Raw genomic sequence first — 26,623 nt, 5'->3', positions numbered from 1 at the left:
AGGGAGGGGCTACTGGGCTGCTAGCTGGGCTATCTGCTCGGCGCTGAGCACGCCGTCGTACGTGCGGACGTCGTCGACGGTCCCCGGCCAGTAGCCGGTGAAGACGCCCGCTGTTCTGGTCCGGCCCAGTTGCAGGGGGCCGGTGGCGGTCCAGGTGCTCACGTGGGGGGTGACGGTGGTGGCCGACAGGCGGCCGTTGACGTAGACGCGCAGCTCGCCGGCGAGGGCGTCGTACACGCCGGCGACGTGCGTCCATTCCAGGGGGCGGGGACGGCGTCCGAGCGGGTGCGGACGAGGGCGGCGGTGTCGGTGTCGGCGGCGGCCATGCCGAGGGCCCACCGCCCCTGTTCCTTGTCGAAGCCGAGCTGGAACCCGGCCGCTCTGGTGCCCGGCTGGGCGACGGCGGCGGTGTCCTTGGCGGGCAGGTAGTCGAGCTGGGTCCAGACGGCGACGGTGAACCCGGAGCCGGTGGCGACGGCGGGCGCGGCGGTCTGGGCGTAGCCGGTCGCGCCGTCGAGCGCGAGGGCGCCGTCCAGCCAGCCGTCGGTCCAGGTGGCGGCGCCGGCCAGCGCGGCGGGCGTGGCCCGGCCGGAGGAGTCGGCGGCCGACAGGCCGCCGTCCTCGTCCAGCTTCCAGTGACCGACCAGCGTGGCGGCGCTGTTGACCAGGTCGGCGACCTCGTCGGCGAACATGGCGCGGCCGTAGAGCCGCACGTCGTCCACGTCGCCGGGCCAGAAGTCGGCCGCCGCGCCGGTCGCCTTGCCGCGGCCGATGGTCAGCGGGCCGGTGGCGTTCCACGGCGCGGGGACGGCGACCGAGGACTCCGGCCGGCCGTTGACGTAGAGGGAGATCTGACCGGCCGCCGAGTCGTAGACGCCGGTCAGGTGGGTCCACTCGTTCAGCCGGGGCGCGGCTGCCGACAGCGCGCGCACGGCCGTGGCGGCGTCGGCGTCGGCGCCCGTGACGGCCAGCGCCCAGCGGTTGTCGGCCTTGCTGTACTGCAGGGAGAACGCGCCGGTCCGGCCGCCCTCCTGGGTGACGGCGGTGGCGGAGGCGGCGGTGCCGGTCAGCCGGACCCAGGCGGTGACGGCGAAGTTGCGTCCGGTGTCGGCGACCGGGCCGCCGGTCTGGGCGTAGGCGTTGGCCAGCCGCACCGCGCCGCCGGTCCGGCCCGAGGTCCAGGTGGCGCCGTACAGGGTGGCCGGGTGAGTGCCGGCGGCGTCGGCGGCGGTGCCGCCCCGGCCCTCGTCCATGGGCCAGTGGCCGGCCGGTCCCCGTCCGGCGTTGACGTTGAAGACGTACGTGCGGATCGGGCCGAGTTGCCCGGCGCGGTCCTTGCTGCGCACCGACAGGACGTTCGGGCCGTCGTGGCGCGGGGTGAGGGTGATCGCGGCCGTGCCGTCCTGGGCGGGCGGGACCTCGGTCTTGGGGGCGGTGTCCAGGCCGTAGACGTAGGCGGCGACGTCGGTGACGCCGTTGGGGGCGAAGGTGAACCCGCCCGCCAGGCCGACGCCGTCGCTCCAGCCGTTCTCGGTGAACCGGTCGGAGGACACCTCGGGCTCCCGGCCGGGGGCGGTGGCGTCCACGGTGGCCTCGCACCAGGGGCTCCAGGCGCTGTTGGCCTTGCCGTCCTCGGCGCGGACCCGCCAGCGGACCAGCGCGCCGTCGGCGTACAGGCTCTGCGGGACGAGGGCGGAGAAGGCCGTGCCGGTCGAGCCCAAGGGGGTCAGGTACTCCCCGGCCTTGGTGCCGTCGGCCCGGTACCACTCGAAGCGGCCCCTGACGGAATTGTCGGCGTCCTTGAGCCGGGCCCAGAGCTTGGGCGTGGGCGTGCTGATGACCGGCCGGTCGTCGCCGGAGACGCACGGGCCGCCCGGGTCGGACCAGGCGTCGGCCGCCACCGGGTCGGTCGGCAGCGAGTTGTACTCGATGACCAGGCTCGGGTTGTTGCGGAACTTCTTCCAGGCGTACTGGTCGGTCTCGCTGGTGGCGCGGAGGCCGACGGTGATGTTGGGCCACTTGTTGGCGGCGGCGTCGGCGACCTGGGAGGTGACGTCGAACTCGACGCCGCCGGGCAGGCAGGCCGAGCCCCAGCCCTTGGCCACGTTCACCGTGGAGAGCTTCTTGACCCACTTGGGCTGGTTGCTCCAGGTGGTGCTCTTGCTGATCGTGTTGGTGGACCACGCCTCGACCGCGCGGGCGCTGCACGAGTACGACCATGTCTCGTACGTGCGCAGCGTTCCCTTGATGATCTGCTTGCCGTGGATCGTGGCGCCGGTGTTCATCTGGAAGAACGAGCGGTTGGTCTGCGAGTTGACGTGCCCGACGCGGGCGACGTCGCTGGAGTTGAGGTAGTTGGAGCTGGGCCAGTTGCTCCACACGGCGGTCCAGGCGCCGCGGGCGGCCGAGAAGTACGGGTCCAGGAACACCGGGTACCGCGTCTTCGGGTCGCTCATCATCGCGCGGTCCGGCCGCAGCCGCAGTTTCCTGCCTTCGAGCGAGACGCCCATGGTGGCCTGGCGGGCCTCGGGCGCGCGGCCCTCCTTGACCGCGGCCTGGCCGGCGCCCGTCGAGTCCCACATCGTGGGGGTGGGCGCGATGAAGATCGTGCCGCCGGTGCGGTCGACCGCCTCCAGGTTGCCCGCCTTGTCGGCGGTGAGCGACAGGCCGCTGACCGACAGCGGGAAGTCCAGGTCGGGCAGGGCTCGCGCGGCGGCCCGCGTCTTGACCACCAGGACGTGGGAGAACCCGTCCACGTCGGCGGTGACCCGCAGGTCCACGCCGGGCAGCACCTCGGGGTAGGTGGCGGTGTCGCCGTCCAGCGAGGGCCTGGGCAGCGTGCCCGGCCAGCTCAGCTCCAGGGCCTTGCCGCTGCGGTACAGGCGGGCGAGGGGGCCGCCGCCCCCGCCGGAGAAGGTCAGCCCGGCCGCCGTCGCCGCCGGCTCCACCGCGCCGTCGGGACGCAGGCGGAGCGTGGTGTCCACGGGCACCCAGCCGGTGGCCTGGCGGACGCGGACGGGGCGGGCGTGTTGTTCGAGGGTGAAGGTGCCGTCCGGGCGGGCGAAGACCTGACGGGTCTCGCTGCGCATCGACTCGATCTCGACCGGCCGGCCGGTACGCCTGGCCGCGGCGGTCGCGGCCGCCTCCGGCGCGAGGGACGCGAGGGGCGCGCTCGCCGCCGGAGGCGCGCCTGCCTCCGGCGGCTCCGCGCCGGCGGGCGGCACCGCCGGGATCGTGAACGCCAAGACGGCCGCGACCAGCCCACGCACAACCCGCATCGGTCCTCGCATGTCGACCAGAGGTCCGCGCGGGACCAGGCGATCTTCGATTGACGAACGGATTGTCACCCGCGTAATGCCGTACGTCTAGATCTTCTGGCGAAATTCGCCATAAGTTGGGACATGCGTGGAAGGAACCGCCGTCAGCCGCTCGCGGCACCCGTCACCGAGGCGTGGCGGCGAGCTCGGCGACCGCCGCGACGACCAGGTCCACCTCCTGCTCGGTGTTGTAGTAGTGCGGCGACAGGCGCAGGCACCAGTCGACGTCCTTGTCCCCGAAATCGAACTGGGCGAAGTGCCGGAAGCTGAGCGCCGAGTTGACGCCGCGCGCGTCCAGCGCCGCCTTGAACGGCTCCGCCCGCCAGCCCCCGACGGCGAAGGTGACCAGGGCGCCCAGCCGCCGTCCCCGGTCGAGCACGCGCACCCCGGGCAGCGCGGCGAGCCCGTCGCGCAGGCCGGCGGCCAGGGCCGGGGTGCGCCGGGCGACGGCGTCCACGCCCACCCGGCGGGCGTAGCGGGCGGCGGCCGCGCAGCCGAGCACGACGGAGTAGGGGAACTCCCAGTCCTCGAACCTGGCCGCCGTCGCGACCGGCTCGTAGCGGCCCGGCTCGGTCCAGCGCGCGCCGTGCATGTCGATGAACAGCGGCTCGTAGCCGGCGTCCAGGACGTGGTCGGCGACGTACAGGAAGCCGGAGCCGCGCGGGCCGCGCAGGAACTTGCGGCACGTGGCCGTGAGCAGGTCGCAGCCGATCTCCTCGACGTCGATCGGGTACTGGCCGACCGACTGGCAGGCGTCCACCAGGTAGAGCAGGTCCAGCTCGCGGCAGTGCCGGCCGATCTCGGCGACCGGCTGGACCAGGCCGGAGTTGGTGGGGATGTGGGTGGCGGCCACCAGGCGCGGGCGGTGCCGGCGCATCAGCGCGGCCATGGCGGGCACGTCCACGCCGCCCTCGGGCAGGTCGGGCGCGTGCACGACCCGTACCCCGAACCTCCTGGCCAGCGACAGGAAGGCGATCTGGTTGGAGATGAAGTCGTTGCGGGTGGTCAGGACGACGTCCCCGGCCGCGAACGGGATCGCCGACAGCGCGGTGGAGAAGGCGTGGGTGGCGCTGCCGGCGAAGGCGATGTTGCGCGGAGCGCAGTTGATCAGGGCGGCGGTCTCGGCGTAGAACTCGGCGACCTGCGCCGCGCGGGCGGCGGCCGCCTCGTAGCCGCCGAGGTGCGCCTCCAGCCGCAGGTGGTCGACCATCGCGGCCAGCACCGGAGCGGGCAGCAGGCCGCACCCGGCGTTGTTGAAGTGCACGACCTCGGCGGCTCCCGGGGTGTCGGCGCGCAGGGCCGCGACGTCCAGAAGCGATTCTGGCGAAGTGCTGGAAGCGCTATCATCGATTCTCATGTCCGACAGTAGCAGTTCGGCCGAGCTGGCGACCAGGATGCGCACGATGATCGACCGGCTCTCGCCGGGCGACCGGCTGCCGAGCAGCAGGGAGCTGATCCGGCGCTACAAGGTCGGCCCCGCCACCGTGTCGCAGGCGATCGCCGCGCTGGCCGCCGAGGGCGTGGTGGTCACCCGTCCCGGCAGCGGCACGTACGTCGCGGCCCCGTCCCGGCGGCGGGCCGGCGTCCCCGACACCGCGTGGCAGTCCGTCACCCTCGCCGACCGGGCCGTGGACACCCGCAGCCTGGCCGGCGCGGTCGGCGCGCTCCCCGAGGGCACGATCCTGCTGGACGGCGGCTACCTGCACCGCTCGCTCCAGCCCACCCGCGCCCTGACCGCCGCGCTGGCCCGCGCGGCCCGACGTCCCGACGCCTGAGACCGTGCCCCGGCCGCCGGTCTGGCCTCCCTGCGCGGCGTGTTCGCCACGATGGCGGGCGGCGGTGTGAACGCCGAGGACGTTCTGATCACGGCCGGCGGGCAGAGCGCCCTTTCCATGGCGTTCCGGGCCATCGCCGGGCCGGGCGATCCCGTCCTGATGGAGTCGCCCACCTACCCCGGGGCCATCGCCGCCGCCCGGGCGGCCGGCCTGCGCCCGGTGCCGGTGCCGACGGACGCCGACGGCCTCAAGCCCGACCTGCTGGCCGACGCCTTCGCCCTGACCCGCGCCCGCCTGCTCTACTGCCAGCCGACCTACCACAACCCGACCGGTGCGGTGCTGGCCCCGGGCCGCCGCCGGCAGGTCCTCGACACCGCCCGCGCGGCCGGCGCCTTCGTGATCGAGGACGACTTCGCGCGCCACCTCGGCCACGGCGCGCCGGTGCCGCCGCCGCTGCTGGCCGACGACCGCGACGGCACGGTCGTGCACCTGACCTCCCTCACCAAGCCGGCCGCGCCCAGCCTGCGCATCGGCGCCCTGACCGCCCGGGGCCCGGTCATGGAACGCCTGCGCGCCGTGCGGCTGGTCGACGACTTCTTCGTCAGCCGCCCGCTGCAGGAGGCGGCGCTCGAACTGCTCACCTCGCCCGCCTGGGAACGGCACGTCCGGTCGCTGGGCGCGGCGCTGCGGGAGCGGTGCGCGACGCTGGCCGCCGCCGTCCTGGCCGAGCTGCCCGGCTGGACCCTCGACCGCGTGCCCGCCGGCGGCCTCCACCTGTGGGTGCGCCTGCCCGGCGGCGCCGACGACGCCGTGGTCGCCGACGCGGCCCGCCGCGACGGTGTGGCCGTCAGCGCCGGAAACCGCTACTTCGCCACCGAGCTCCCGGCGGCCTGCCTGCGCCTCGGCTTCGCCGCGACCGCCGGGCACACCGAGCTGGCCGAGGCCGTGCGACGGCTCGCGCGGGTGGACCGCACGCTCGGAGTGTCCCGGTAGCGCTTCTGCTCCAGCCCTTGATCCAGGATCGGCCGTCAGCGGACGGTGATGGCCTCCTCGACGAGCGCCACGGCGGCGCGCGGGTCGGCGACCTCGATCACCAGCCGGGCGTAACGTTCGTCGGCCAGCTCGATGACCACGGCCTTGGCGGCGTCGTGCACGTCCCAGAAGACCTTCTCGCCGTTGAGATGGAACGTTCCGGCGGTGATGACGCCGGGCAGGTGGGCGCCGGGCGCGCGCACCCCCTTGGGGTCGCCGACGATCCCCGGGTCGGCGGTGGCGCCGCGGACGTTGGCCAGCGGGATGACCAGCCGGCTCTTCAACGCCCACAGCTTGTCCAGGCCCTCGATCTCCACGACCAGCGCCTGTCCGTCAATGCTGATCCTCGCCATGTCATGCTCCTTGGTGGTGGTGGTGGGTGAGCCGGCGGGCCAGAGCGGCGCCGGCCTGGTCTATATCGGTGTTCGCGGTCCCCGCCCTGGCCCGCATCCGCAGGCCGAGGACGGCCGCGGTGAGCGCGAAGGCCAGGTCGTCCTCCGTGCCCTCGCTCTCGGACGCCGCCCTGGCGGCCTGGTCGAACGCGGCCAGCACGGCGGCGAGCCGGTCGGCGACCTCGCGGTCCACCGGCGCGCGTTCGACCGCGGCCAGCAGCAGCAGGTTGAGGCCCACCTCGGCGGCCGGCTCGGCGGCGGCCACGCGCAACGCCTCGGCCAGGTCGCCGGCGGCGGCGATCCGGTCGATCAGGGGGTTGACGTCGTGCTCCAGGGACCAGCTCAGCGCGGCCTGGTAGAGACCGCGCTTGCTGCCGAAGGTCTTGTACAGGCTGTTGCGGTGTACGCCGAGGTGGGTCACCAGCTCGTCCATGGAGATGCCGTCGTATGACCGGGTCGAGAACAGCTCCGCCGCCGCCCGTACCACGGTGACCTCGTCGAATCCTCTTGGTCGTCCCATGCCTCGATCCTAGACAGTAAAGGAACGTTCAGTCAAGAACGCCCATTCCTAAACTCCGGGACGTGCGACCGGACCCCCACAACCGTCCTCTACGCCGCGTCGCTGTCGAAGCAGATGACCGCGGCGTGCGCGGCGCTGCTGGTCCGGGACGGGGCGCTGGACATGGAGTCGCCCCTGTCGCGCTGGTTGCCCGAGTTGCCGGGGTGGGCCGGCGCCGTACGGATCCGGCACCTCGTCCACCACACGGCCGCCCTTCCGGCGGATGCCGAGATCGACGCACTCCAGGGCGCCGCCGACCGCACCACGCCGGGCGTTCTCGCGGCCCTCACCCGCTTCCCGGCTCTGGACCGCCCGCCGGGCACCGCGCACGCCTACTCCAACGCCGGGTACGTCTGCCTGGCGGCGGTGCTGGAACGAGCGTCCGGCCTGCCCTTGCCCGACCTCGCCCACCGCCGGCTCTTCGCCCCCCTGGGGATGACCGGCACCCGCTGCTGGCCGGGGCCCGAACCCATGCCGGAGGGCGCCGCACCGCTCGTCCGCCCCCGCCCCGCACCCCTGTCACTCGGCGACGGGGGTGTGTGGACGCCCCTCGCCGACCTGCTGCGCTGGAGCCAGGCACTGAACGCGGACGAGCTCGGCGTCTCACCGCTCATGCAGACCCCGGGACGGCTCGACGACGGGACGCCGATCGACTACGCCTGGGGCATGGGCGTACGGTCATATGCCGGACATGTCGTCTATCGCCACGGCGGAGGCTGGACGGGGCTGCGCGCCCTGCAGGCCCGGATCCCCGCTCTCGACATCAGCATCGCGCTCACCGCGACCCGCGACGACACCGACCGCCGGATACCGCTCCTCGACGCCCTCCTCGACGCGGCGCTCAAAGCCCCCTGAACCGGGGACCATCGCCGGCTAGCCGGACGCGGAGGTCTTCCTGACGCGTGAGGTCTCGGCGGAGAGCGGTGTGCCGTCCTGGCCGAGCGGGTGGAGCCGGGGCAGCTCCCGACCCTGGCCGTCGACCAGGACGGAGTGCGGCTCGTCCGGGGTGAAGGCGTGGCGCTCGCCCCATTGGCGCAGGGCGACGACGGCCGTGAAGAGGTCCTGCCCGGCGTCGGTGAGCCGGTAGGCGTGCCGCCTGCCGTCGGCGGCGGCCCGCCTGTCCAGGATGCCGTGCTCGACCAGCTTGCGGAGCCGGTCGGTCAGGATGTTGCGGGCGATCCCCAGCCGCTGGTGGAACTCGGTGAAGGTGGTGGCGCCGTCCATCGCGTCACGGACGATCAGCAGGCTCCACCGGTCGCCGACCAGGTCGACGGCGCGCGCGACCGGGCAGGCCGGGTCGGTCCAGGCGCTTCCCGCGGCGAGTGTGACGTCCACTGGGCCCTCCGATCAGTTGCAATTCAAAACCATTATGCCCTAGCCTCCGATCGGTTGCATATTGAAACTGATTGAGGAGTGACATGTCGCCAGGACTGACCGGAAGGCAACGGATCGTGCTCGCACTGGTGTGCGCGGTGGCCGTGTCGCCCGTCTACGGCATCCAGCCGGTCCTCCAGGCCGCGGGCCGGGACCTCGGGCTGGCGGACGGATCACTGGGATGGCTGGTCGCCGCCGGCCAGATCGGCTATCTGGCGGGACTGGTGCTGCTCGTCCCGCTCGGCGACCTGTTCGACCGGCGCCGGCTCATCACGGCCCACCTGCTGCTGACGGCGGTGGGCGCCGCGGTGGCCGCCGTCGCACCCGGCGGCGGCCTGGCGATCGCGGGCCTGGCGCTGGCCGGGCTGTTCGCCGTGGTCGTCCAGGTCACGGTGGCCTACGTCGCCGCCGTCTCACCGCCCGGCGAGCGCGGCCGCAACATCGGCACGGTCACCTCGGGCGTGGTGGCCGGGATCCTCGGGGTCCGGATGGTCGCGGGCCTGCTGGGCGAGCTGGCCGACTGGCGGGCGGTCTACCTGGTCATCGCCGCGTTGTGCGTGCTGCTGGCGATCACCGCCCGCCTCGTCCTCGACGCCGACGTCCGGCGCCCCCGGGTCTCCTACGGCCGGTCGCTGTCGTCGCTGGGGCGGCTGGTCGCCGGCGACCGGCTCCTGCTCAGCCGGGGGCTGATCGCGTTCTTCCTGTTCGCCTCCTTCGGCACGTTGTGGAGCGGGCTGGCGCTGCCCCTCGGCGCCGCGCCGTGGCACCTCGGCACCACCGAGATCGGGCTGTTCGGGCTCGCCGGTCTCACCGGGGCGCTGGGCGCGGCCCGGGCCGGCCGTTGGGCCGACCGGGGTCTGGCGTCCTCGGTCACCGGGTGGTCGCTGGCGCTGCTCGCCGGCTCGTGGCTGCTGACCGCCCAGGCGGGCTGGTCGTTGTGGCTGCTGATCGCCGGCGTCATCGTGCTCGACTTCGCCGTGCAGGCCGTGCACGTCAGCAGCCAGCACCTGCTCACCACCGCGCGTCCCGACCGGAGCAGCGGGGTCATCGGCGCGTACATGGCCTGCTACTCCCTCGGCTCCGCGCTCGGCGCGATCACCACCACCTGGGCCTACAGCCTCGCGGGATGGGCGGCCGCCTGCCTGCTCGGCGCGGCCTACGCCGCGCTCGGGCTCGTCGTCGCCGTCTCGACCCGGCGGCTCAGCGCCGCGCCGCCGGCACCCGCGTCCGTCTCGGCCTGAACGGGCTCAGGCGAGGTCGAGGATCGGCACGAGGTGCTCCTCCTCGTACGTCAGATGCGCTTCGAGCTCGTCGGTCAGCCGCTCGATCTCCGCGCGCACCCGCACCGGGTCGTCACCGGACAGGGCCTCCTTCAGCTCCGCCACCAGCACGCTCACGCGCTCGTGCTCCACGGCCAGCCGCTCGATGACCGGGGCGAGCGAGGGGTGCCGCTCGGCCAGCGCCGGGAACATCATCGTGTCCTCGCCGGTGTGATGGTGATGCAGCCCCTGGCACATGGTCAGGCAGTTGATGCGCAGCTGCACGCCCAGGCCGGGGCGTCCGGTGTCGGCCAGCTCCTTGCGGATCAGCGCGAGCTCGCGGCGGAAGCCGTCGTGCACCAGCTTGAGGTACGCCCCGCCGGAGGGCGCGGTCGACCGGGGCGGCCCCGGCACCACCTTCAGCGCGACGACGGGGATGATCCGGGTCGTCTTGGCCTGGTAGTCGGCCCAGCCGGGGTCGCTCTCCACGGCGCGGGCGAAGGCGGCGTCCCGTTCGGCCCCTTGCAGGACCTCCGCCTCGACGTCGAAGACGAAGACGCCGCTCTCGACGGTGGCACGGGGGTTGGCGCGCAGGTTGTGGTACCAGGCGGGGTTCCTCGGCGCCCCGCCGGCGGAGGCGATGACCAGCATGCGCTCACCGCCGTCCGGCAGGTAGCCGAGCGGGGTGGTGTGCGGCTTGCCCGAACGGGCGCCGGTCGTGGTGAGCAGGAGCAGTCTCGCTCCCTCGAAATAGCCGCCGACCTGGCCGTTGTTGGCGCGGAACTCGTCGATGACCTGCTTGTTGAAATCCACTCTTCTCCATGGGTGATGGTCTCTGCTCTGACGTGCTGAGGAGGAGAAGAGGAAGCGGCGGGCCGCGCGCCCGCCGGGCGATCACGCCAGGGCCGGGCTGCTCTCTGGTGCGTGGCCCAAGGCCGACCCGGCAGTCACGGGGGTGACGCTACTTCATCAAGATATTTTTCGCAAAGCCGACAAGACATCCAGGTCCGTCCACGGTGGTCCGGCGTCGGCACGATCACGCGCCGGCGCCGGACCTCACCACCTCCCGTGGAGGCGCCCGCCGCGGCTACTCGGCGTACGGCTGGTCCTTGCCCTGGTCGCTGTAGCCCAGGCTCCAGACGTAGCCGTCAGGGTCGGCGAAGGTGCCGCCGTACCCGCCCCACGGCAGGGCGCCGGCGGGCTTGAGGATGGTGGCGCCGGCCTTCTCGGCCTCCTCCATGATCTCGTCCACCCGCGCCTCGCTGCGGACGACATAGGTGAGCACGACCCCGCTGAACCCGCTGCCTTCCGGGCTCAGCCCGATCTGGTCGGCCAGGCCCTCGCGGCCGTAGAAGCCGACGGGCGAGGCGCCGTCGGACTCGAAGAACACCGAGATGCCGTAGTCGTTCTGGATCTTCCAGCCGAGGCCCTCCGTGTAGAACCGCTTGGCCGCGTCCATGTCGCGGACGGCGAGGAGGATAGAGCTGACGTGCGCTTTCATGCCGTGTCTCCTTGGTGCTTCAGACGTTTCCGACGATGAGAGCAACGCTACGGAGGACGCCCACCCGGGCGCTTCTCGAATCCTGACCGGTTGGGCCGGCCTTGAGAAACGTACGGCGAGAGCCATGACTTCTGTCATCGCCCACCTGTGACTGCGGCGTCTACGCCGGATCCGCCGGCTCCGACAGGATCGGACCATGACGAACAACGCGCAGCGCACCACCCCCAACTGGACCATCGGCCTGGCCTCCGGCATCGCGATCGGCATGGGCCTCGGCGTCACCCTGCACAACATCCTGCTGGGGCTCGCGCTGTCGCTCTGCCTCGGCGCGGCCCTCGCCTACGCCCTCCCCGCGAAGAAGGCGCAGGACCAGCAGTAATCCCCCGCGCCGGTCGAATCCGCGCACGAAGAAACGGGCCCAGCGATCTCGCGAGGGCCCTTTCTCGTTCCCGCCTCTTCACCGGACGGTGATTTGACGAGCGTCCCCCAATTGTACGAGGATCCCGAACTGTACGTATTTCCCGGACATTCGTATGAAGGTGGACATGAGACGCCGACCCGGCCTGATCCTCGCCCTGCTGGCCCTTTCCCAGCTCATCACCTCCCTCGACTTCAACATCGTCTTCGTCGCCCTGCCCAGGATCGGCGCCGACCTGGACTTCTCCCCGCAGACCCTGCAGTGGGTGGCCAGCGCCTACGCCGTCGCGTACGGCGGCTTCCTGCTGCTCGGTGGCCGGGCGGCCGACCTGCTCGGCCACCGCCGGATGTTCGTCGGCGCGCTGGCGCTGTTCGCGCTCGCCTCCCTGGCCGGCGGCATGGCGCAGAGCCCCGGGGCGCTGGTCGCCGCGCGGGCCGCGCAGGGACTGGGCGGCGCGCTGCTGTTCCCTGCCACGTTGGCACTGGTCAACACCGGTTTCGCCGAGGGGACGGCGCGCAACAGGGCGCTGGCGGTGTGGAGCGGCGCCGGAGCCGGCGGGCTGGCGCTCGGGTCCCTGCTCGGCGGCCTGCTCACCGGCGCCTGGGGCTGGGAGGCGGTCTTCTACGTCAACGTGCCGCTGGCCGTCGTCGCGATCGCCGGAGCGTGGCTGCTGCTGCCCGCCGACCGGGCCCGCGCGCGGGGCCGCCGGTTCGACGTCCCGGGCGCGGTGCTGGCCACCGGCGGCGTCAGCCTGCTCGCCTACGCGCTCATCCAGGGGCCCGAGTCCGGGTGGAGCTCACCGCTCATCACCGGCGGGTTCGTGCTGGCCGCCGTGCTGCTGGGCGCCTTCGTCGCGGTCGAGAAGGCGGGCGCCGACCCGCTCATGCCGCTGCGGCTGTTCGGCAACCGCAGCCTCAGCTCGGCCGTCGCGCTCATCCTGGTCTTCGGCGCCACGTTCAACGCGCTGCCGTACTTCCTGACCATCTACTTCCAGACCGTGCTCGGGTACGGCGCCGTGGCGACCGGGCTGGCGTTCCTGGTGCCGTCCCTGCTGATCGCGCTGGGCACCCAGCTCGGCGGGCGGCTGGCCGGGCGGATCGGGATGCGGGTGACGCTGCTCGTCGGAACCGTCGGCGGGGCGGCGGGCACCGCGCTGCTGGCGATGGGGATCAGCGCCGACGGCTCGTACTGGGCTGTGCTGCCCGGCATCGTCGTGTCGGGCGTCAGCCAGGGCCTCACCTGGACCGGGATGTGGATCGCCTCGGCCACCGGCGTGGCGGCGGGCGAGCAGGGGATCGCGTCCGGCATGGCCTCCACCGCGCTCCAGGTCGGCGCGGCGCTCGGGCTGGCGGTGCTGGTCGCGGCCGGCGGGGTGGGCGAGGCCACCGGCCCCGCGCTCGCCTCGGGGATGCGCACGGCGGTGCTCGTCGCGGCCGCGGGCATGCTGCTCGGGACGGTCGTCGCGCTCACCTTCGCCCGGCACCGCGCCACCACGGCCCCGCTCCCCGCCTGACCTGCGGGTGTGGCCGCTCAGCCCTGGCGCAGGCGGTCGTAGAGCAGGCAGATCGCGCCCGAGTCGGTGGTCGTCAGGTCGGTCAGCGACCAGTGCGCGGCGGGCAGGCCGTCCTCGAACAGCCGGGCGCCGCCGCCGGCCACCTCCGGGCAGAGCGTGATGCTGAGCCGGTCCAGCGCGTCGGCCTCCAGCAGGGCCCTGATGACGCTGCCGCTGGCCAGGACGACGACGTCCCCGCCGGCCTGCTTCCTGAGCCGCTCGACCTCCTCGGCGGGGCCGGCCTCGGCCAGGCGGGAGTTCCGCCACGGCGCGTCCGTCAGGGTCGAGGAGAAGACGATCTTCTCGGTCTCGTCGAGCCATTGGGCGAAGGCCCGGTCGCGGGGGTCGGCGTCCTCGTCCCCGGCGACCGCCGGCCAGAAGGAGCCGAAGCCCTCGTAGTTCCTGCGGCCGAGCAGGACGGTGGTGGCCGCGCCGGTCACCCGGATCATGTGGTCGCGGGCGCCGTCGCTGAGGGCGTGCGGGACGATCCAGCTCATGTCGTACTCGCCGCCCGGCCCGCTGACCCGGCCGTCGAGGGACAGCGAGATGTTGCCGACGACCCTGCGGCCCTGGATGTTGTCGTGCTGCGTCATGTCCGGATCTCCTGGTGAGGTGCTTGTTCCGATGGGCACGATCCTTCCGTCCGGGCGGGCCGGGAACATCGGCCACCTGGCAGAGATGCCGCCGAATCCCTGGCTGATTTGCTGGCATACTTCGGGCGATGTCTGATGTCCGTCATGTTCCGGCAGAGTTGTCGTCGTTCGTGGGCCGGGCCGAGGAGCTGGCCGCGGCAGGCGCGGCGGTGGCGGCCGGGCGGGTCCTGACCCTGACCGGTCCCGGCGGGTGCGGCAAGACCCGGCTGGCGATGCGCCTGTGCCGGACGGCGTCCGGGGCGTGGCCGGACGGCGTGTTCTGGGTCGGCCTGGAGCAGGAGACCGACGGCGGCCAGGTCGGCCGCCGGATGGCCGCCGCGCTGGACGTCCCGCTGCCCGCCGACCGGGACCCGGTGCCGGTGCTGGCCGCCGCGCTGCGCGAGCGCGACCTCCTCCTCGTGGTGGACAACTGCGAGCACGTGCTGGACGACGCGGCCGGGGTCGTCGCGGCCGTCCTGGCCGAGTGCCCGCGGGTGGCGGTGGTCGCCACCAGCCGGTCCAGGCTCGGCGTGCCCGGCGAGCGGGTGTGGCCGGTGCCGCCGATGAGGCTGGCCGACGCGCTGGAGCTGTTCCTCGAACGCGTCCGCGCCGGCGCCCCGGACGCGGCCGGCCCCGCCGCGGCACGGGTGGCCGGGTCGCAGGCCAGGCGGATCTGCGACCGGCTCGACCGGCTGCCCCTCGCGCTGGAGCTGGCGGCCGGCTGGGCGGGCGCGCTGTCGCTGGCGCAGATCGCCGACTCCCTGAGCGCCCCCTACGCCCTCCTGGACGGCGGCGCGCGGACCACCCCCTTCCGCCAGCGCACCCTGCAGGCGTCGATGAGCTGGAGCCACGACCTGCTGGACGACGACGAGCGGGTGCTGTTCCGGCGCGCCGGGGTGTTCGAGCCCGGCTTCACCGCCGACGCCGTCACCCGCCTGGCCGAGCTCGGCGGGCCCGGCGCCGGACGCCTGCTCAGGGCGCTGCGGGGGCTGATCGACAAGTCGCTGGTCGTGGCCGACACGACCGGCCCGGTGGCCCGGTACCGGATGCTCGGGGTGGTGCGGGCGTACGCGCTGGACCGCCTGGCGGCGGCGCGGGAGGAGACCGCCGCGCGCGACCTGCACCTGGACGTCCACGCGTCGTTGCCGGCGGAGCTGGCGCCGCTGCTGGAGACCGACAAGGACGCCTGGCGGGCGCGGCTGGGCGCCGCCTACCCCAACGTGCGGGCCGCGATCGAGTGGGGGTTGTCGCGTCCGGACCCGGCGCGGGGGCGGCGCCTGGCCGCGGACTGCGCGTGGCTGTGGCACCTGGAGGGACGCGGCGCCGAGGGGGCCGCGCTGCTGCGCCGGGCCGCGGCGCTCGGCGCGGACGAGCCGAGCCCGCTCCAGGCCCGGGTCCTGGCGGCGCTGGCGCTCGTGCTCAACACCGCCGAGCCGGGGATCGAGGCGTTCGAGGTGGCGCGGGCGGCGCGGGAGCTGGCCGAGGCGACCGGCGCCCCGGAGTCCGCCCGGCCGGCCGGGCCGCTGATCGCGCTCGGCCTGCTGGCGACGGGCCTGCCCGAGGCGCTGGCCGAGGCCCGCGCGGTGCGGGAGGAGGCCGTCCGGGCCGGGGACGGGTTCGTCGCCGACAGCGCCGAGGCGATCGTCGGCCTGGTGCACGTGCTCGGCGACGACTACCGGCAGGCGACCGAGTGCTTCGAGCGGGCCGTGGAGCGGCTGGTCGCGCGCGGCGACCGCGGCGTGGCCTCCTTCGCGCTGGGCTGGTGGGCGCTGGCCGCCGCCCGGTCGGGCGCGCTGGAGCGGGCCGCCGAGCTGGCCGGGCGGGCCGTCGTGACCGCGGAACCGCTACGTGACCTGCACTGGACCGGCTCGGCCCGGGTCGTCCTGGCGGAGATCCGCATCCTGCAGGGCCGCCTGGACGAGGCCGCCGCCGCTCTGGAGCCCGTGGACCGGCTGATCGACGGGCTCGGACGGCTGCCGTTCATCACCGGGTGGGAGCGTTGCCAGGCGATGCTCGCGCTCGGGCACGACCGCCCGCGCGAGGCGGTGGAGTGGTGCTGGCGGGAGGGCCGCTGGCAGGAGGAGCCGGACGCGGCGTGGCTGGCGCCCGACACCCAGCTCGTGCTGGCGGCGGCGCTGCGCCGGTCGGGCGCGGAGGCGGCGGCGGCGCGGCTGCTGGAGGCCCTGTCGCGGTCGCCGGTCACCGGGCGCATGCCGCGCGTGCGCGCCGGGGTGCTGGACGAGCTGGCGCTGCTGTCCCACGAGAACGACCCCGAACGCGCGCTGCGGCTGCACCACGAGGCCCTGCGGATCAACGTCGACCACGACCTCGTGCTCGGCCTGGTGGCCGGCCTGGAGTCGCTGGCGCTGCTCGACCTGCGTCGCGGGGCCGTCAGGACGGCCGGGGTGCTGGCCGGCGCCGCCGAGCGGGCGCGCGCCGGCCTCGGGGCCGCGCCCTGCCCCCTCCCGGCCGCGGACGGCGAGGAGGGCCGCGAACTGCTCGCGGCCATCGAGCGGGGACGCGGCATGGACCTGGACACGGCGGTCGCCCACGCCACCCGCGCGCGGGGGCCGCGCCGCCGGCCCGAGTCCGGTTGGGAGAGCCTGACCCCGGCCGAGCGGTCGGTGGCCGGGCTCGCCGCCGAAGGGCTGTCCAACCCGGAGATCGCCGCCCGGCTGTTCGTCAGCCGGGGCACGGTCAAGACCCACCTGGCGCACGTCTACGCCAAGCTCCAGGTCGCCAACCGCACCGAGCTGGCCCGCGCGACCGCCGCCCGGCCCGTCCGCGAGGAGGACGGGGTCAGGCGTCCGGGTTGAGTTCGCGGCGGATGGCCTGGCTCGCCGCGCGGTGCTCGGCCGCGGCGGCCGGGTCGCTCTCGTCGAGCACGGCCGCGATGCCCTCGTGGGCCAGGGCCTCCTTGTGCCGCGCGCCCACCTTGGGTGCCAGTTCGAGGGCCTGGCGGTGCAGGCGCAGCGCCTCCTCCGGCAGGCCGGCCAGGCGGCAGGTCTCGGCGTAGCCGTAGAGGAAGTGCACCTTCCAGTGCTCCTCGAACAGCTCGTCCAGGAGGGCGAACGCCTGCCGGTGGCTCTCCAGCGCCTCCTCGTGGCGGCCCATCTGGCGCAGGGCGACGCCCAGGCAGTTGAGGCACCACGCCTCGTTGTGCTTGTGGCCGTCCTCGCGGGCCAGATCCAGGGCCTGGCTCAGGTGCTGGGCGGCCTCTGCGGGCTCCTCGTGGACGATTGCCATGCCGAGGGTGATCCGGGCGGTCAGCGTGGCCGGCCAGCCGGGCTCGCCGTGCGTCTGCTCCAGCGCGTCGCGGGCCAGCCGGGCCGCCTCCTCCCGGCGTCCCAGTTGCAGCATCGCCCACGCCTCGTCGGCGGCGGCGTGGGCCACGCCCGTCGGGCAGCCGGCGTCGGCGTACAGCCGGGCCGCCTGCCTGAACAGGTCGAGCGGCTCCTCGACGTGGCCCTCGTCCCAGCTCAGGTAGCCGCGGCGCATCATCAGGTCCGCCGCGGAGCGGGCGTCGCCGGCCTGGGACACCAGGGGGGCCGCCGCCTCGTACGCGGCCCCCGCCTCGGCCATGCGGCCCGCGTTGTAGCGGGCGAAGCCCAGGTCGCTGTGCGCCTCGGCGAGCTGCCACGGGTCGCCCAGGCGTTCGGCCGCCGCCAGCGACCGTTCGAAGAGCACGTTGAGGTGGGTGGTGCCGCAGCGCCGGGCGAAGAACGCGCGCATGAAGCGGGGCAGCTCGCACGCGTGCGCGTCGGCGCCGGTGGCGACCGCCACCTCGAAGGCGCCCATGAGGTTGGTGTACTCCGTGACGAACCAGCCCAGCGCCGCGTGCTTGCTGCCGAACGCCGGCAGAGCGGCCGGCGGGCTGCCCGCCGACGCGGCACGGCTGCCCGACTCGTACGGCATCGCGGCGTCGGCGGCGGCCGCCGCGTGCACGTAGTAGTCGAGCACCCGGCCCAGCGCCTGCTCCCGCTCGGCCGGCGAGTCCTGCTCCTCGGCGGCCCGGCGCGCGTGCTGGTGGACGAGGTCGTGCAGCGTGTACCGGCCGGGCGAGGGCTGCTGGACGAGGTGGGCGTCGAGCAGGTCCTCCAGCATCGTCCGCGCCTCGCGCAGCGGCACCCCGGCCAGCGCGGCGGCCACGTAGTCGTCGAAGGAGGACCCGGACAGCAGGCCCAGCAGCCGGAACAGGCGGCGCTGGGCGCGGTCGAGCTGCCGTACGGACATGGCGAAGGCGGTGTCGAACTCGCTCGGCCCCTCGGCCATGCGCTCGACCAGGATGCCGACGGTCCAGCCGGGCCGGTGGCGCAGCCGGGCCCCGGCCAGCCGCAGGGCCAGCGGCAGGTGGCCGCACAGCCGCAGCACCTCGGCCGCCGCATCCGGGTCCTGGGCCAGCCGCCCGTCGGGCCCGCTGGGGTCGCCGCTGGCGCGGGCCAGCAGCTGGGCGCTCTCCTGCGGGGTGAGCACGTCCAGCGAGACGGGCGGCACCTCCTCCAGGCCCAGCAGCCGGTTGCGGCTGGTGATCAGGGCGACGGACTCGCCCGCGCCGGGCAGCAGCATGCGGACCTGCTCGGCGCCGGCGGCGTTGTCGAGGACCACGACGGCCCGCCGCCCGGCCAGCTCGGCCCGCCAGCAGGCGGCCAGCGGCTCGATGCCGCCCTCCTGCGGGATCTTCTCCGAGGGCACGTCGAGCGCGGCGAGCAGCGAGCGCAGCGCGGGGTCGGGGTCGAGCGGTTCACGTCCGTCGGTGAACCCGTGCAGGTCCAGGTAGAGCTGGGCGTCGGGGTAGTCGGCAGCGAGCCGGTGCGCGGCGTGCACGGCCAGGCACGTCTTGCCGACGCCCGCCATGCCGTCGACGGCGACCACCCGGCTCTGCGCGACCGCGGCGAGCACGGCGTCGAGATGGGCCTCGCGCCCGGTGAAGTCCGGCACGTCACGCGGCAGGTCGTTGCGCGGCGGACGGGGAGCGCCGGCGGGCGGCGCGGGCGGCTGGACCTGGCGGCTGGCCTTGGGCGGCGCCGGAAGGGGGTTGGCCGCCCGGTCCCACAGCGGACGCAGCGGGCGCGGGTCGCGCTTGACCAGGCGGCACAGCTCGATCACCGCGGCCCACGGCGGCACCGACTGGCCGCTGAGGTAGCGCGACAACGACGACGAGCTGAGGCCCGTCTCGCGGGCGAGCGCCCGTACGCCGTGCCCGGAGAGCTCCTGGAGCAGGCGCAGCCGGGTGGCCAGCTCGTCCTGGGGGTCCGCCGTCTGCTGTCGTGTCACGCGTTCCTGCCTCTCTGTCCCGTCGGTGAAGAAACTTACCGGGACGAATCATCGCAGGCCAGAGGCATCCCGGCTGTCCCACGGTGTCCCACGGGCATCGTCGCGGCGGGCCCGCTGCGCTGAGATGGAGTCACGCCCCGGGGGACGGGGCGCCGACCAGGAAAAAGGGAGAAACCACCATGCAGTCCCGGATGAAGAACCCGGCCTTCGTTCTGCCCGGCGCGATGCAGTCGATCCAGGACCTGTTCAAGGCGGTGCACGCCGGCGGGGTGGACGCCACGACGCTGGAGCTGGTGCACCTGCGGGTCAGCCAGATCAACGGGTGCAGCGCGTGCGTGGACGCGGGCGTCAAGAGCGGCCGCAAGGCCGGGGTGAGCGAGGAGCGGCTGGCCACGGTGACCGCCTGGCGGGAGGCCCCGTACTTCACCGAGGAGGAGCGGGCGGCGCTGGAGCTGGCCGAGTCCGCCACGCGGCTGGCCGACCGGGCCGACGCGGTCAGCGACGAGGTCTGGGACCGGGCCGCCACCTACTACGACGAGAAGCAGCTCGCCGCGATCGTGCTGATGATCGGCGTGACGAACCTGTTCAACCGGCTCAACGCCACCACCCGGCAGATCGCCGGCGCGTGGGGCTGAGCGACACCACCCCACAAAACGGTCAGTACTAGCATTCACCCCACAGAGAAGGAGATTTCACCATGAGCACCACCAACAACACCGCCGCGGCCGGCAAGGGTTTCGAGGGCTTCAGCGAGGACGAGCGCGCCGCGATGAAGGCGCACGCCAGCGAGCTGAAGAAGGCCGCGCGGCGCGGCGGGAAGGCGTCGGCGGCCGACGGCGAGCGCGACGTGCTGGAGAAGATCGCCGAGATGGCCGAGGACGACCGGGTGCTGGCCGAGGCGGTGCACGCCCTCATCAGGGCCGTCGCACCGGACCTGACGCCGAGGACCTGGTACGGCATGCCGGCCTACGCCAAGGACGGCAACATCGTGTGCTCCTTCAAGCCCGCCGCGAAGTTCAAGTCCCGCTTCGCCATCCTCGACTTCAACGACGGGGCGGCCCTCGAGGACGGCGCCATGTGGCCGTGCGCCTTCGCGCTCAAGGAGCTGACCCCCGACGCCGAGGCGCGCATCGCCGCCCTCGTGCGGCAGGCCGCGGGCTGAGCCTCCGGGACCCCTCCGGTCCTGCTCCACCGCGGCGCGCCGGACCCTTCTCCGGCCCGGCGCGCCGCAGTGGAGCATGGGACCGTCAGACCTCTTCCACGCTGCTCGGCTCACGCCGGGACAGATCGATACCGAGTTCCTCCGCCGCGCGGAAGACGTCCTCGTCGGTGTCGCGCATCTCGATGGACATGCCGTCGCTGGAGAGCACCTCGACGTTGAGGCACAGCGACTGCATCTCCTTGATGAGGACCTTGAAGGACTCCGGAATGCCCGGCTCGGGGATGTTCTCGCCCTTGACGATCGCCTCGTAGACCTTCACCCGGCCCAGCACGTCGTCGGACTTGATGGTCAGCAGTTCCTGCAGGGCGTAGGCGGCGCCGTAGGCCTCCAGCGCCCACACCTCCATCTCACCGAAGCGCTGACCGCCGAACTGGGCCTTACCGCCCAGCGGCTGCTGCGTGATCATGGAGTACGGGCCGGTCGACCGGGCGTGGATCTTGTCATCGACCAGGTGCAGCAGCTTGAGGATGTAGATGTAGCCGACCGAGATCGGGTACGGGAACGGCTCACCGGAACGGCCGTCGAACAGCCGCGCCTTGCCGCTCTGCTGCACCATGCGGTCACCGTCACGGTTGGCGATGGTGTTGCCCAGCAGCCCGACGATCTCCTCCTCGTGCGCGCCGTCGAAGACCGGGGTGGCCATGTTGGTACGCGGGGCGACCTTCTCGAAGCCCTTGTCCTTCAGCCGCTCGGCCCACGCCTCGGCGATGCCCGAGATGTCCCAGCCACGCGCGGCGATCCACCCCAGGTGGGTCTCCAGCACCTGACCGACGTTCATCCGGCCGGGCACGCCCAGCGGGTTGAGGATGATGTCGACCGGGGTGCCGTCCTCCAGGAACGGCATGTCCTCGACCGGCAGGATCTTGGAGATGACGCCCTTGTTGCCGTGACGGCCGGCCAGCTTGTCACCGTCGGTGATCTTACGCTTCTGCGCGATGTACACCCTGACCAGCTCGTTCACTCCGGGCGGCAGCTCGTCACCGTGCTCCCTGGAGAAGGTGCGCACGTCGATGACCGTGCCGCGCTCCCCATGGGGCACCTTCAGCGACGTGTCGCGGACCTCGCGGGCCTTCTCCCCGAAGATGGCGCGCAGCAGCCGCTCCTCCGGGGTCAGCTCGGTCTCGCCCTTCGGGGTGACCTTGCCGACCAGGATGTCGCCGGGGACGACCTCGGCGCCGATCCGGATGATGCCGCGCTCGTCGAGGTCGGCCAGGATGTCCTCGGAGACGTTGGGGATGTCCCGGGTGATCTCCTCCGGGCCCAGCTTGGTGTCGCGGGCGTCGACCTCGTGCTCCTCGATGTGGATCGAGGACAGCACGTCGTCCTCGACCAGGCGCTGGGACAGGACGATCGCGTCCTCGTAGTTGTGGCCCTCCCACGGCATGAACGCCACCAGCAGGTTCTTGCCGAGCGCCATCTCACCGTCGTCGGTGCAGGGGCCGTCGGCGATGACCTGGCCGGCCTCGACCCGGTCGCCCTCGGCGACGATGGGCTTCTGGTTGAAGGAGGTGCCCTGGTTGGAGCGCCTGAACTTGGCGACCCGGTAGGTGGTGCGCGAGCCGTCGTCGTTCATGACGGTGACGTAGTCGGCGGAGACCTCCTCCACCACACCGGCCTTGTCGGCGCTGATGACGTCGCCGGCGTCGGTCGCGGCACGGTACTCCATGCCGGTGCCGACCAGCGGCGCCTCGCTGCGGATCAGCGGCACCGACTGGCGCTGCATGTTCGCGCCCATCAGGGCCCGGTTGGCGTCGTCGTGCTCCAGGAACGGGATCATCGCGGTGGCCACCGACACCATCTGGCGCGGCGACACGTCGATGTAGTCGACCTCGCGGGAGGCCACGTAATCGGTCTCGCCGCCCTTGGTGCGGACCAGGACGCGGGCGTCGGTCAGCTCGCCGTCCTCGCCGAGTGAGGAGTTCGCCTGGGCGACGACGAACCGGTCCTCCTCGTCGGCCGTCAGGTAGTCGATCCGGTCGGTGACCCTGCCGTCGACGACCTTGCGGTAGGGCGTCTCGATGAAGCCGAAGGCGTTGAGGCGGCCGTAGCAGGCGAGGTAGCCGATGAGGCCGATGTTCGGGCCCTCGGGGGTCTCGATCGGGCACATCCGGCCGTAGTGGGACGGGTGCACGTCACGGACCTCCATCCCGGCCCGCTCACGGGACAGGCCGCCGGGGCCCAGGGCGTTCAGCCGCCGTTTGTGGGTCAGGCCGGCCAGCGGGTTGATCTGGTCCATGAACTGCGACAGCTGCGAGGTGCCGAAGAACTCCTTCATCGACGCCACCACCGGCCGGATGTTGATCAGGGTCTGCGGCGTGATCGCCTCGACGTCCTGGGTGGTCATCCGCTCGCGGACGACACGCTCCATGCGGGCCAGCCCCAGCCGGACCTGGTTCTGGACGAGCTCGCCGACGCTGCGGATGCGCCGGTTGCCGAAATGGTCGATGTCGTCGAGCTCCACGACGGCCTCGCCCATGGACGTCTCCCCCGCGTGCAGCCGCACCAGGTACTCGATCATCGAGACGACGTCGTCCTCGGTCAGCGTGCCCCGCGTGATCTCGGAGTCGACCCCGAGCTTCTTGTTGACCTTGTAGCGGCCCACCTTGGCCAGGTCGTACCGCTTGGGGTTGAAGTACAGGTTCTCCAGCAGGGTCTGCGCCGACTCCTTGGTCGGCGGCTCACCCGGCCGCAGCTTGCGGTAGATGTCCAGCAGGGCGTCATCCTGGCCGGCCGTGTGGTCCTTCTCCAGCGTCGCCCGCATCGACTCGTACTGGCCGAACCGCTCGAGGATCTGGTCGTTGGTCCATCCCAGTGCCTTGAGAAGCACGGTGACGGCCTGCTTGCGCTTACGGTCGATGCGCACACCGACGCTGTCGCGCTTGTCGATCTCGAACTCCAGCCAGGCACCCCGCGACGGGATGACCTTGCAGCCGTACAGGTCCTTGTCCGAGGTCTTGTCGACGTTACGTTCGAAGTAGACACCGGGCGAACGGACCAGCTGCGAGACCACGACACGCTCGGTGCCGTTGATGATGAACGTGCCCTTCGGCGTCATGAGCGGGAAATCACCCATGAACACCGTCTGGCTCTTGATCTCACCGGTGGTGTTATTGATGAACTCCGCCGTCACGAACATCGGGGCGGAGAAGGTCATGTCCTTGTCTTTGCACTCATCGACTGAGTACTTGGGCGGCTCGAACCGGTGGTCGCGGAACGACAAGGACATGGTCCCCGAGAAGTCCTCGATGGGACTGATCTCTTCGAAGATCTCTTCGAGGCCCGACTGGGTCGGGACGTCCCTGCGCCCGGCCTGACGAGCCGCCTCTACCCGGCCCTTCCACTTCTCGTTGCCCAGCAACCAGTCGAACGACTCGGTCTGCAGAGCGAGAAGATCAGGAACTTCGAGGGGCTCCTGGATGCGCGCGAAAGAGACGCGACGGGGACCAGCGGGAACGGCGGAAATGCTGCGCGAGGCTGCCAACAGTTGTCCTTCCGGAGGGCACGGATGGAATCGAACTGCGCGCACGCCAAACGCCCGGACCGGAATCCGGGGCGTCGAAAGGCGGCGCGAGGCAGCAGCATAACTCAATCGAGAAACGAATGTCCACACTTACTATAAGTGTCAACCTCGGTGCCGCCTTCAGCTTTTCACAGCAGGGCGAACTCGTCAACTCCAGACGCCGTTGGACGTCCGATTGGCGCCAGCGGCCGGGCCGGGCGCGCGGGATGCTCCCCTCATGAACATGACGAGGACGTCCGACGCGTGGTCGGTCATGGAGCGGTTCTACGCGGCCGAGGCGGCGTACGTGGCCGCGGGCGGTTTCGGCAGGGCGGACTACGCGCCCGTCGCCGCCCTGCTGGACCCGGAGGTCGTGCTGCACCAGGCTCCTGGGCTGCCGTTCACCGGGACCGGGGAGTGGCGCGGGCACGCCGGGATGGAGCGGTTCCTGGCCGCCTTCAGCCGGACCTGGGAGTCGATGGAGTTCCTGGAGCAGCGGCACTGGGGGGACGAGGACACGGTCGTCGTCCGCAACCGCGTGCGTTTCCGTGCCCGCGCCACCGGGCGGGAGGTCGAGACCCTGATCGTGCAACTGATCACCGTACGGGACGGCCGCATGCTGGAGTGCCGCCCCTTCTACTGGGACCCCAGGGCCGTCGCCGCCGCCTGCGACACCTGACCGCCCGGCCGGAGGGGCCGGTGGCCGGAGGATCCGGGCCCGCGCGGTTGGCGCGGGCCCGGATCCGCGCGGTCAGCGTTCGCTGGAGGACGCGCGGTAGTGCAGGTCCTGCACGTACGGCGCCGCGGTGATCGAGTACGGCGAGACCACCTTGGCCGCCGTCGCCGACCCCCTGGTGACCGTCGCCGACGCGGTCCCCGCCTTCAGCGGGAACGTCCTGGCCGACACGCCGGCGGGCGCGTCGTAGCTCTGCGTCGTGCCGCCGACGGTCACCGACACCTTGGCCGGCGCCGTCAGCATGGTGAGCACCTCGACCGTGTCACGCGCGGCCGTGCTGCCGCCGCGCAGCTTCATCAGCTTGGTCTGCGCGAAGGAGGGCTGGGCCGCGACCGGCTGGACCCGGTGGGTCAGGTACGCCGCGTCGTTCGTGATCTTCGGGCAGCCGAGCTTGTGGCAGGTCAGGTAGTAGGCGTTGATGTCCAGGTACGTCCAGCCGGCGTTCCTGGACGGCGCGAACTGGGTGTTCTCGGAGTAGTCGTTCCAGGTGGTGAGCTGGACCCAGTCGGCCTTGCCGTCGATCGCGCCCTTCCACGTCGCCCGCAGGTTCTCGGTGTTGCCCGCCTCGTCGAAGATGCCCTGGTTGGGGCGTTCGTCCTGGATCGACACCGGCTGCATCCAGATCTTGCCCATGCCGTGCGCGCGGTCGATGTTGCCGCCCAGGGCGGCGTTGGCGGCGGGGTTGCGGTTGCCCCAGTTGGAGAAGCCGTAACTGATCGAGGCGAACGCGTCCCGGTACTTGTTGAAGTCGAGGAAGCAGGGCACCAGCGCCACCTTGACGCCGTGCTCGGTCTCCATCGTCTTCATCCAGGCCGCCCACCAGGCGGCGGTGCGCCCCTCGGCCTTGAACGGCGCCACCACCAGGCGGTCGTCGGCGAGCCGGTAGACCGACTTCGAGGCGGCCAGCTTCGCCATCGCGGTGGCGAACGCGGCGCTGTCCATCGAGGCCAGGCCGTTCGTGTCCGGCATCAGCACGATCTTGAACCCGGGGTCCACGGCCTCGGCGGCCTTGATCAGGTTCTGCACCCGCGTCCAGTGGGCGCTGGTGATCGACAGGATGTCGACGGTGAAACCGTCCAGGCCGGCCGCGATGGCCTGCTTGACTTCGGTCTTGAAGTCGGCCAGCGCGTAGTCGCCGCTGATGGGGTCGCGCCCGGTCGGCCGGTCGCGCAGCAGCCCGCCGTAGGCGGCGTGCTTGCCGCTCTCGCCGTCCGGCTTGAGATAGTTCCTGGCGTAGTAGTCGTTGGCCGGGGCCTGGTTGTCCAGCGACACCGGATACGGCGTGAAGTAGTGCGCGAACACCTTCTTGGCCGACCCGCGCAGAGCCGTCTTCCCCGGCAGCACGAACGGCAGCGGCCCGTCGGTCTGGCCGCTGCCCTCGGTGTAGGTGACCGTGAGCTTCGGGCCGCGGTTGCCGGTCTCGCGCGAGGACATCAGCACTGTGGCGGTGGCGTCGCCGCCGGTGAGGGCGAAGGCGTACGTGCCGTCGCCCTTGACGGCGGCGGACACGTCCAGCTTGACCGCCGTCCCGGCGGTGAAACCGGTGTGCGAGGCCACGGCCGCGGCGCCGAACTCGGGGCGGGTGTTCCAGGTCGTGGCCGCCTCGGTCCAGGAACCCGTCACGGGACGGACCGACACGGTGGTGTCCGTCGTCCTGGCCGGGACGACGTCCAGGGTGACCTTGACGTCCTCGGCGTCCTCCGGGATCCCGGCGACCTTGAAGCGGGTCAGGCCGACCCGCTGGCCCGCGGCGGCGCTGCCGCACGCGGCGCCGCAGACGCTCATCCAGGTCGCGGTCGCGAAGCTCTTCGCCGGCTCGGCCTGGCTGATGAACACGTCCTCCGTGGCGGCGAACGTCACGGTGAGGGGTGCGACGGCGGACGCCTGCGCGGGCGCGGCGACGGCCGCGCCCGCCAGCGCGGTGAGCATCGCCACCGCGACCGGCAGGGCCCGATATCGGTTGAGCATGGAACTCCCTTGGCTTTCGGTACGCCTCCGCAGCGGCGGAGCCGCGTTGCATCGCCAACGATGGAGCAAGATCGAGTCACCGGCCAGGACTTCCGGATAAATCCCCCATTTGG

The 26,623-nt window shown here is 72.7% G+C and carries 22 protein-coding genes; 10 read left to right on the top strand and 12 right to left on the bottom strand.

Going from position 1 to position 26,623, the window contains the following annotated elements; translation table 11 throughout:
• Positions 1-9: 9 nt before the first annotated feature.
• From ACNF49_RS27325 to ACNF49_RS27315, 3 genes are all read right to left on the bottom strand, one after another.
• Positions 10-237, bottom strand: a complete 228-nt coding sequence (locus ACNF49_RS27325) for a LamG-like jellyroll fold domain-containing protein (RefSeq protein WP_482945475.1) — start codon at positions 235-237, stop codon at positions 10-12.
• Complete coding sequence (locus ACNF49_RS27320) at positions 159-3,278, bottom strand: LamG-like jellyroll fold domain-containing protein (RefSeq protein ID WP_482945474.1); 3,120 nt, start codon at positions 3,276-3,278, stop codon at positions 159-161. Before ACNF49_RS27320 ends, ACNF49_RS27325 begins: the two co-directional genes overlap by 79 nt.
• Positions 3,279-3,441: 163 nt before the next feature.
• A complete protein-coding gene (locus ACNF49_RS27315; RefSeq protein ID WP_482945473.1) occupies positions 3,442-4,674 on the bottom strand; it encodes an aminotransferase class V-fold PLP-dependent enzyme in 1,233 nt (410 codons plus the stop codon).
• On the opposite strand from ACNF49_RS27315, the gene ACNF49_RS27310 reads away from it, so the two are divergent.
• Both ACNF49_RS27310 and ACNF49_RS27305 read left to right on the top strand, forming a co-directional pair.
• Positions 4,673-5,092, top strand: coding sequence for a winged helix-turn-helix domain-containing protein (locus tag ACNF49_RS27310; protein WP_482945472.1), 420 nt, complete (start codon positions 4,673-4,675; stop codon positions 5,090-5,092). The two genes, ACNF49_RS27315 and ACNF49_RS27310, sit on opposite strands and share 2 nt — an antisense overlap.
• A gap of 39 nt (positions 5,093-5,131) precedes the next feature.
• Positions 5,132-6,085 carry an aminotransferase-like domain-containing protein gene (locus ACNF49_RS27305; RefSeq protein ID WP_482945471.1) on the top strand — a complete coding sequence of 318 codons (954 nt, stop codon included), beginning with the start codon at positions 5,132-5,134 and terminating at the stop codon, positions 6,083-6,085.
• Positions 6,086-6,120: 35 nt separating this feature from the next.
• Here the strand turns inward: ACNF49_RS27305 and ACNF49_RS27300 are convergent, their stop codons facing one another.
• A complete protein-coding gene (locus ACNF49_RS27300) occupies positions 6,121-6,477 on the bottom strand; it encodes a hypothetical protein (RefSeq protein ID WP_357987494.1) in 357 nt (118 codons plus the stop codon).
• Between the two features lies 1 nt (position 6,478).
• On the bottom strand, positions 6,479-7,036 hold the full coding sequence (locus ACNF49_RS27295) for a TetR/AcrR family transcriptional regulator (protein ID WP_482945470.1): 558 nt from the start codon (positions 7,034-7,036) through the stop codon (positions 6,479-6,481).
• A gap of 6 nt (positions 7,037-7,042) precedes the next feature.
• Between ACNF49_RS27295 and ACNF49_RS27290 the strand changes: the two genes are divergently transcribed.
• Positions 7,043-7,930, top strand: coding sequence for a serine hydrolase domain-containing protein (locus ACNF49_RS27290; RefSeq protein WP_498703839.1), 888 nt, complete (start codon positions 7,043-7,045; stop codon positions 7,928-7,930).
• An 18-nt stretch (positions 7,931-7,948) separates the two neighbouring features.
• Here ACNF49_RS27290 and ACNF49_RS27285 read toward each other — a convergent pair whose 3' ends face one another.
• The gene (locus tag ACNF49_RS27285) at positions 7,949-8,410 is read right to left on the bottom strand and encodes a winged helix-turn-helix transcriptional regulator (protein WP_357987503.1); all 462 of its coding nucleotides are present in this window, start codon (positions 8,408-8,410) and stop codon (positions 7,949-7,951) included.
• Positions 8,411-8,493: 83 nt separating this feature from the next.
• Here ACNF49_RS27285 and ACNF49_RS27280 point away from each other — a divergent pair, with 83 nt between their 5' ends.
• Positions 8,494-9,690, top strand: a complete 1,197-nt coding sequence (locus tag ACNF49_RS27280) for an MFS transporter (protein WP_482945468.1) — start codon at positions 8,494-8,496, stop codon at positions 9,688-9,690.
• Positions 9,691-9,696: 6 nt separating this feature from the next.
• Here ACNF49_RS27280 and ACNF49_RS27275 read toward each other — a convergent pair whose 3' ends face one another.
• Both ACNF49_RS27275 and ACNF49_RS27270 read right to left on the bottom strand, forming a co-directional pair.
• Positions 9,697-10,521, bottom strand: a complete 825-nt coding sequence (locus ACNF49_RS27275; RefSeq protein WP_482945467.1) for a nitroreductase/quinone reductase family protein — start codon at positions 10,519-10,521, stop codon at positions 9,697-9,699.
• 274 nt (positions 10,522-10,795) lie between these two features.
• A complete protein-coding gene (locus tag ACNF49_RS27270) occupies positions 10,796-11,209 on the bottom strand; it encodes a VOC family protein (RefSeq protein ID WP_357987512.1) in 414 nt (137 codons plus the stop codon).
• 196 nt (positions 11,210-11,405) lie between these two features.
• Here ACNF49_RS27270 and ACNF49_RS27265 point away from each other — a divergent pair, with 196 nt between their 5' ends.
• Together ACNF49_RS27265 and ACNF49_RS27260 are read left to right on the top strand one after the other, a co-directional pair.
• Entirely contained in the window at positions 11,406-11,588 is a 183-nt protein-coding gene (locus ACNF49_RS27265; protein WP_357987515.1) for a glycine zipper domain-containing protein, read from the top strand.
• A gap of 166 nt (positions 11,589-11,754) precedes the next feature.
• Positions 11,755-13,140 carry an MFS transporter gene (locus ACNF49_RS27260; protein ID WP_482945466.1) on the top strand — a complete coding sequence of 462 codons (1,386 nt, stop codon included), beginning with the start codon at positions 11,755-11,757 and terminating at the stop codon, positions 13,138-13,140.
• 17 nt (positions 13,141-13,157) lie between these two features.
• On the opposite strand, the gene ACNF49_RS27255 is transcribed toward ACNF49_RS27260, so the two are convergent.
• Positions 13,158-13,772: a dihydrofolate reductase family protein gene (locus tag ACNF49_RS27255; protein WP_357987520.1), complete on the bottom strand. Its 615-nt coding sequence runs from the start codon at positions 13,770-13,772 to the stop codon at positions 13,158-13,160.
• Between the two features lie 128 nt (positions 13,773-13,900).
• Between ACNF49_RS27255 and ACNF49_RS27250 the strand changes: the two genes are divergently transcribed.
• Entirely contained in the window at positions 13,901-16,627 is a 2,727-nt protein-coding gene (locus ACNF49_RS27250; RefSeq protein WP_482945465.1) for a helix-turn-helix transcriptional regulator, read from the top strand.
• On the opposite strand, the gene ACNF49_RS27245 is transcribed toward ACNF49_RS27250, so the two are convergent.
• Positions 16,611-19,085: a tetratricopeptide repeat protein gene (locus ACNF49_RS27245; RefSeq protein WP_482945464.1), complete on the bottom strand. Its 2,475-nt coding sequence runs from the start codon at positions 19,083-19,085 to the stop codon at positions 16,611-16,613. The two genes, ACNF49_RS27250 and ACNF49_RS27245, sit on opposite strands and share 17 nt — an antisense overlap.
• A gap of 179 nt (positions 19,086-19,264) precedes the next feature.
• On the opposite strand from ACNF49_RS27245, the gene ACNF49_RS27240 reads away from it, so the two are divergent.
• Complete coding sequence (locus tag ACNF49_RS27240; protein ID WP_357987528.1) at positions 19,265-19,720, top strand: carboxymuconolactone decarboxylase family protein; 456 nt, start codon at positions 19,265-19,267, stop codon at positions 19,718-19,720.
• Positions 19,721-19,782: 62 nt separating this feature from the next.
• Complete coding sequence (locus tag ACNF49_RS27235; protein ID WP_482945463.1) at positions 19,783-20,247, top strand: iron chaperone; 465 nt, start codon at positions 19,783-19,785, stop codon at positions 20,245-20,247.
• 85 nt (positions 20,248-20,332) lie between these two features.
• Here the strand turns inward: ACNF49_RS27235 and rpoB are convergent, their stop codons facing one another.
• The gene (gene rpoB / locus ACNF49_RS27230; RefSeq protein ID WP_498703081.1) at positions 20,333-23,788 is read right to left on the bottom strand and encodes a DNA-directed RNA polymerase subunit beta; all 3,456 of its coding nucleotides are present in this window, start codon (positions 23,786-23,788) and stop codon (positions 20,333-20,335) included.
• A 262-nt stretch (positions 23,789-24,050) separates the two neighbouring features.
• Here rpoB and ACNF49_RS27225 point away from each other — a divergent pair, with 262 nt between their 5' ends.
• Positions 24,051-24,485 carry a nuclear transport factor 2 family protein gene (locus tag ACNF49_RS27225; RefSeq protein WP_482945461.1) on the top strand — a complete coding sequence of 145 codons (435 nt, stop codon included), beginning with the start codon at positions 24,051-24,053 and terminating at the stop codon, positions 24,483-24,485.
• 72 nt (positions 24,486-24,557) lie between these two features.
• Here ACNF49_RS27225 and ACNF49_RS27220 read toward each other — a convergent pair whose 3' ends face one another.
• Positions 24,558-26,510: an endo-1,3-alpha-glucanase family glycosylhydrolase gene (locus ACNF49_RS27220; protein WP_482945460.1), complete on the bottom strand. Its 1,953-nt coding sequence runs from the start codon at positions 26,508-26,510 to the stop codon at positions 24,558-24,560.
• Positions 26,511-26,623: the final 113 nt, after the last annotated feature.

The organism is Actinomadura sp. ATCC 39365 (assembly GCF_054392275.1).
Note: the sequence above shows the minus strand (reverse complement) of the source record. Positions and strands in the feature narration are given on the sequence as shown.

What these genes read in the sequence shown, in the direction of transcription:
- ACNF49_RS27255 (WP_357987520.1), bottom strand. Translation starts at nt 13,772, where the DNA reads ATGACGCAGCACGACAACATCCAGGGCCGCAGGGTCGTCGGCAACATC.
- ACNF49_RS27300 (WP_357987494.1), bottom strand. Translation starts at nt 6,477, where the DNA reads ATGGCGAGGATCAGCATTGACGGACAGGCGCTGGTCGTGGAGATCGAG.
- ACNF49_RS27225 (WP_482945461.1), top strand. Translation starts at nt 24,051, where the DNA reads ATGACGAGGACGTCCGACGCGTGGTCGGTCATGGAGCGGTTCTACGCG.
- ACNF49_RS27265 (WP_357987515.1), top strand. Translation starts at nt 11,406, where the DNA reads ATGACGAACAACGCGCAGCGCACCACCCCCAACTGGACCATCGGCCTG.
- ACNF49_RS27320 (WP_482945474.1), bottom strand. Translation starts at nt 3,278, where the DNA reads ATGCGGGTTGTGCGTGGGCTGGTCGCGGCCGTCTTGGCGTTCACGATC.
- ACNF49_RS27315 (WP_482945473.1), bottom strand. Translation starts at nt 4,674, where the DNA reads ATGAGAATCGATGATAGCGCTTCCAGCACTTCGCCAGAATCGCTTCTG.
- ACNF49_RS27295 (WP_482945470.1), bottom strand. Translation starts at nt 7,036, where the DNA reads ATGGGACGACCAAGAGGATTCGACGAGGTCACCGTGGTACGGGCGGCG.
- ACNF49_RS27235 (WP_482945463.1), top strand. Translation starts at nt 19,783, where the DNA reads ATGAGCACCACCAACAACACCGCCGCGGCCGGCAAGGGTTTCGAGGGC.
- ACNF49_RS27260 (WP_482945466.1), top strand. Translation starts at nt 11,755, where the DNA reads ATGAGACGCCGACCCGGCCTGATCCTCGCCCTGCTGGCCCTTTCCCAG.
- ACNF49_RS27220 (WP_482945460.1), bottom strand. Translation starts at nt 26,510, where the DNA reads ATGCTCAACCGATATCGGGCCCTGCCGGTCGCGGTGGCGATGCTCACC.
- ACNF49_RS27250 (WP_482945465.1), top strand. Translation starts at nt 13,901, where the DNA reads ATGTCTGATGTCCGTCATGTTCCGGCAGAGTTGTCGTCGTTCGTGGGC.
- ACNF49_RS27280 (WP_482945468.1), top strand. Translation starts at nt 8,494, where the DNA reads ATGTCGCCAGGACTGACCGGAAGGCAACGGATCGTGCTCGCACTGGTG.
- ACNF49_RS27310 (WP_482945472.1), top strand. Translation starts at nt 4,673, where the DNA reads ATGTCCGACAGTAGCAGTTCGGCCGAGCTGGCGACCAGGATGCGCACG.
- ACNF49_RS27270 (WP_357987512.1), bottom strand. Translation starts at nt 11,209, where the DNA reads ATGAAAGCGCACGTCAGCTCTATCCTCCTCGCCGTCCGCGACATGGAC.
- ACNF49_RS27240 (WP_357987528.1), top strand. Translation starts at nt 19,265, where the DNA reads ATGCAGTCCCGGATGAAGAACCCGGCCTTCGTTCTGCCCGGCGCGATG.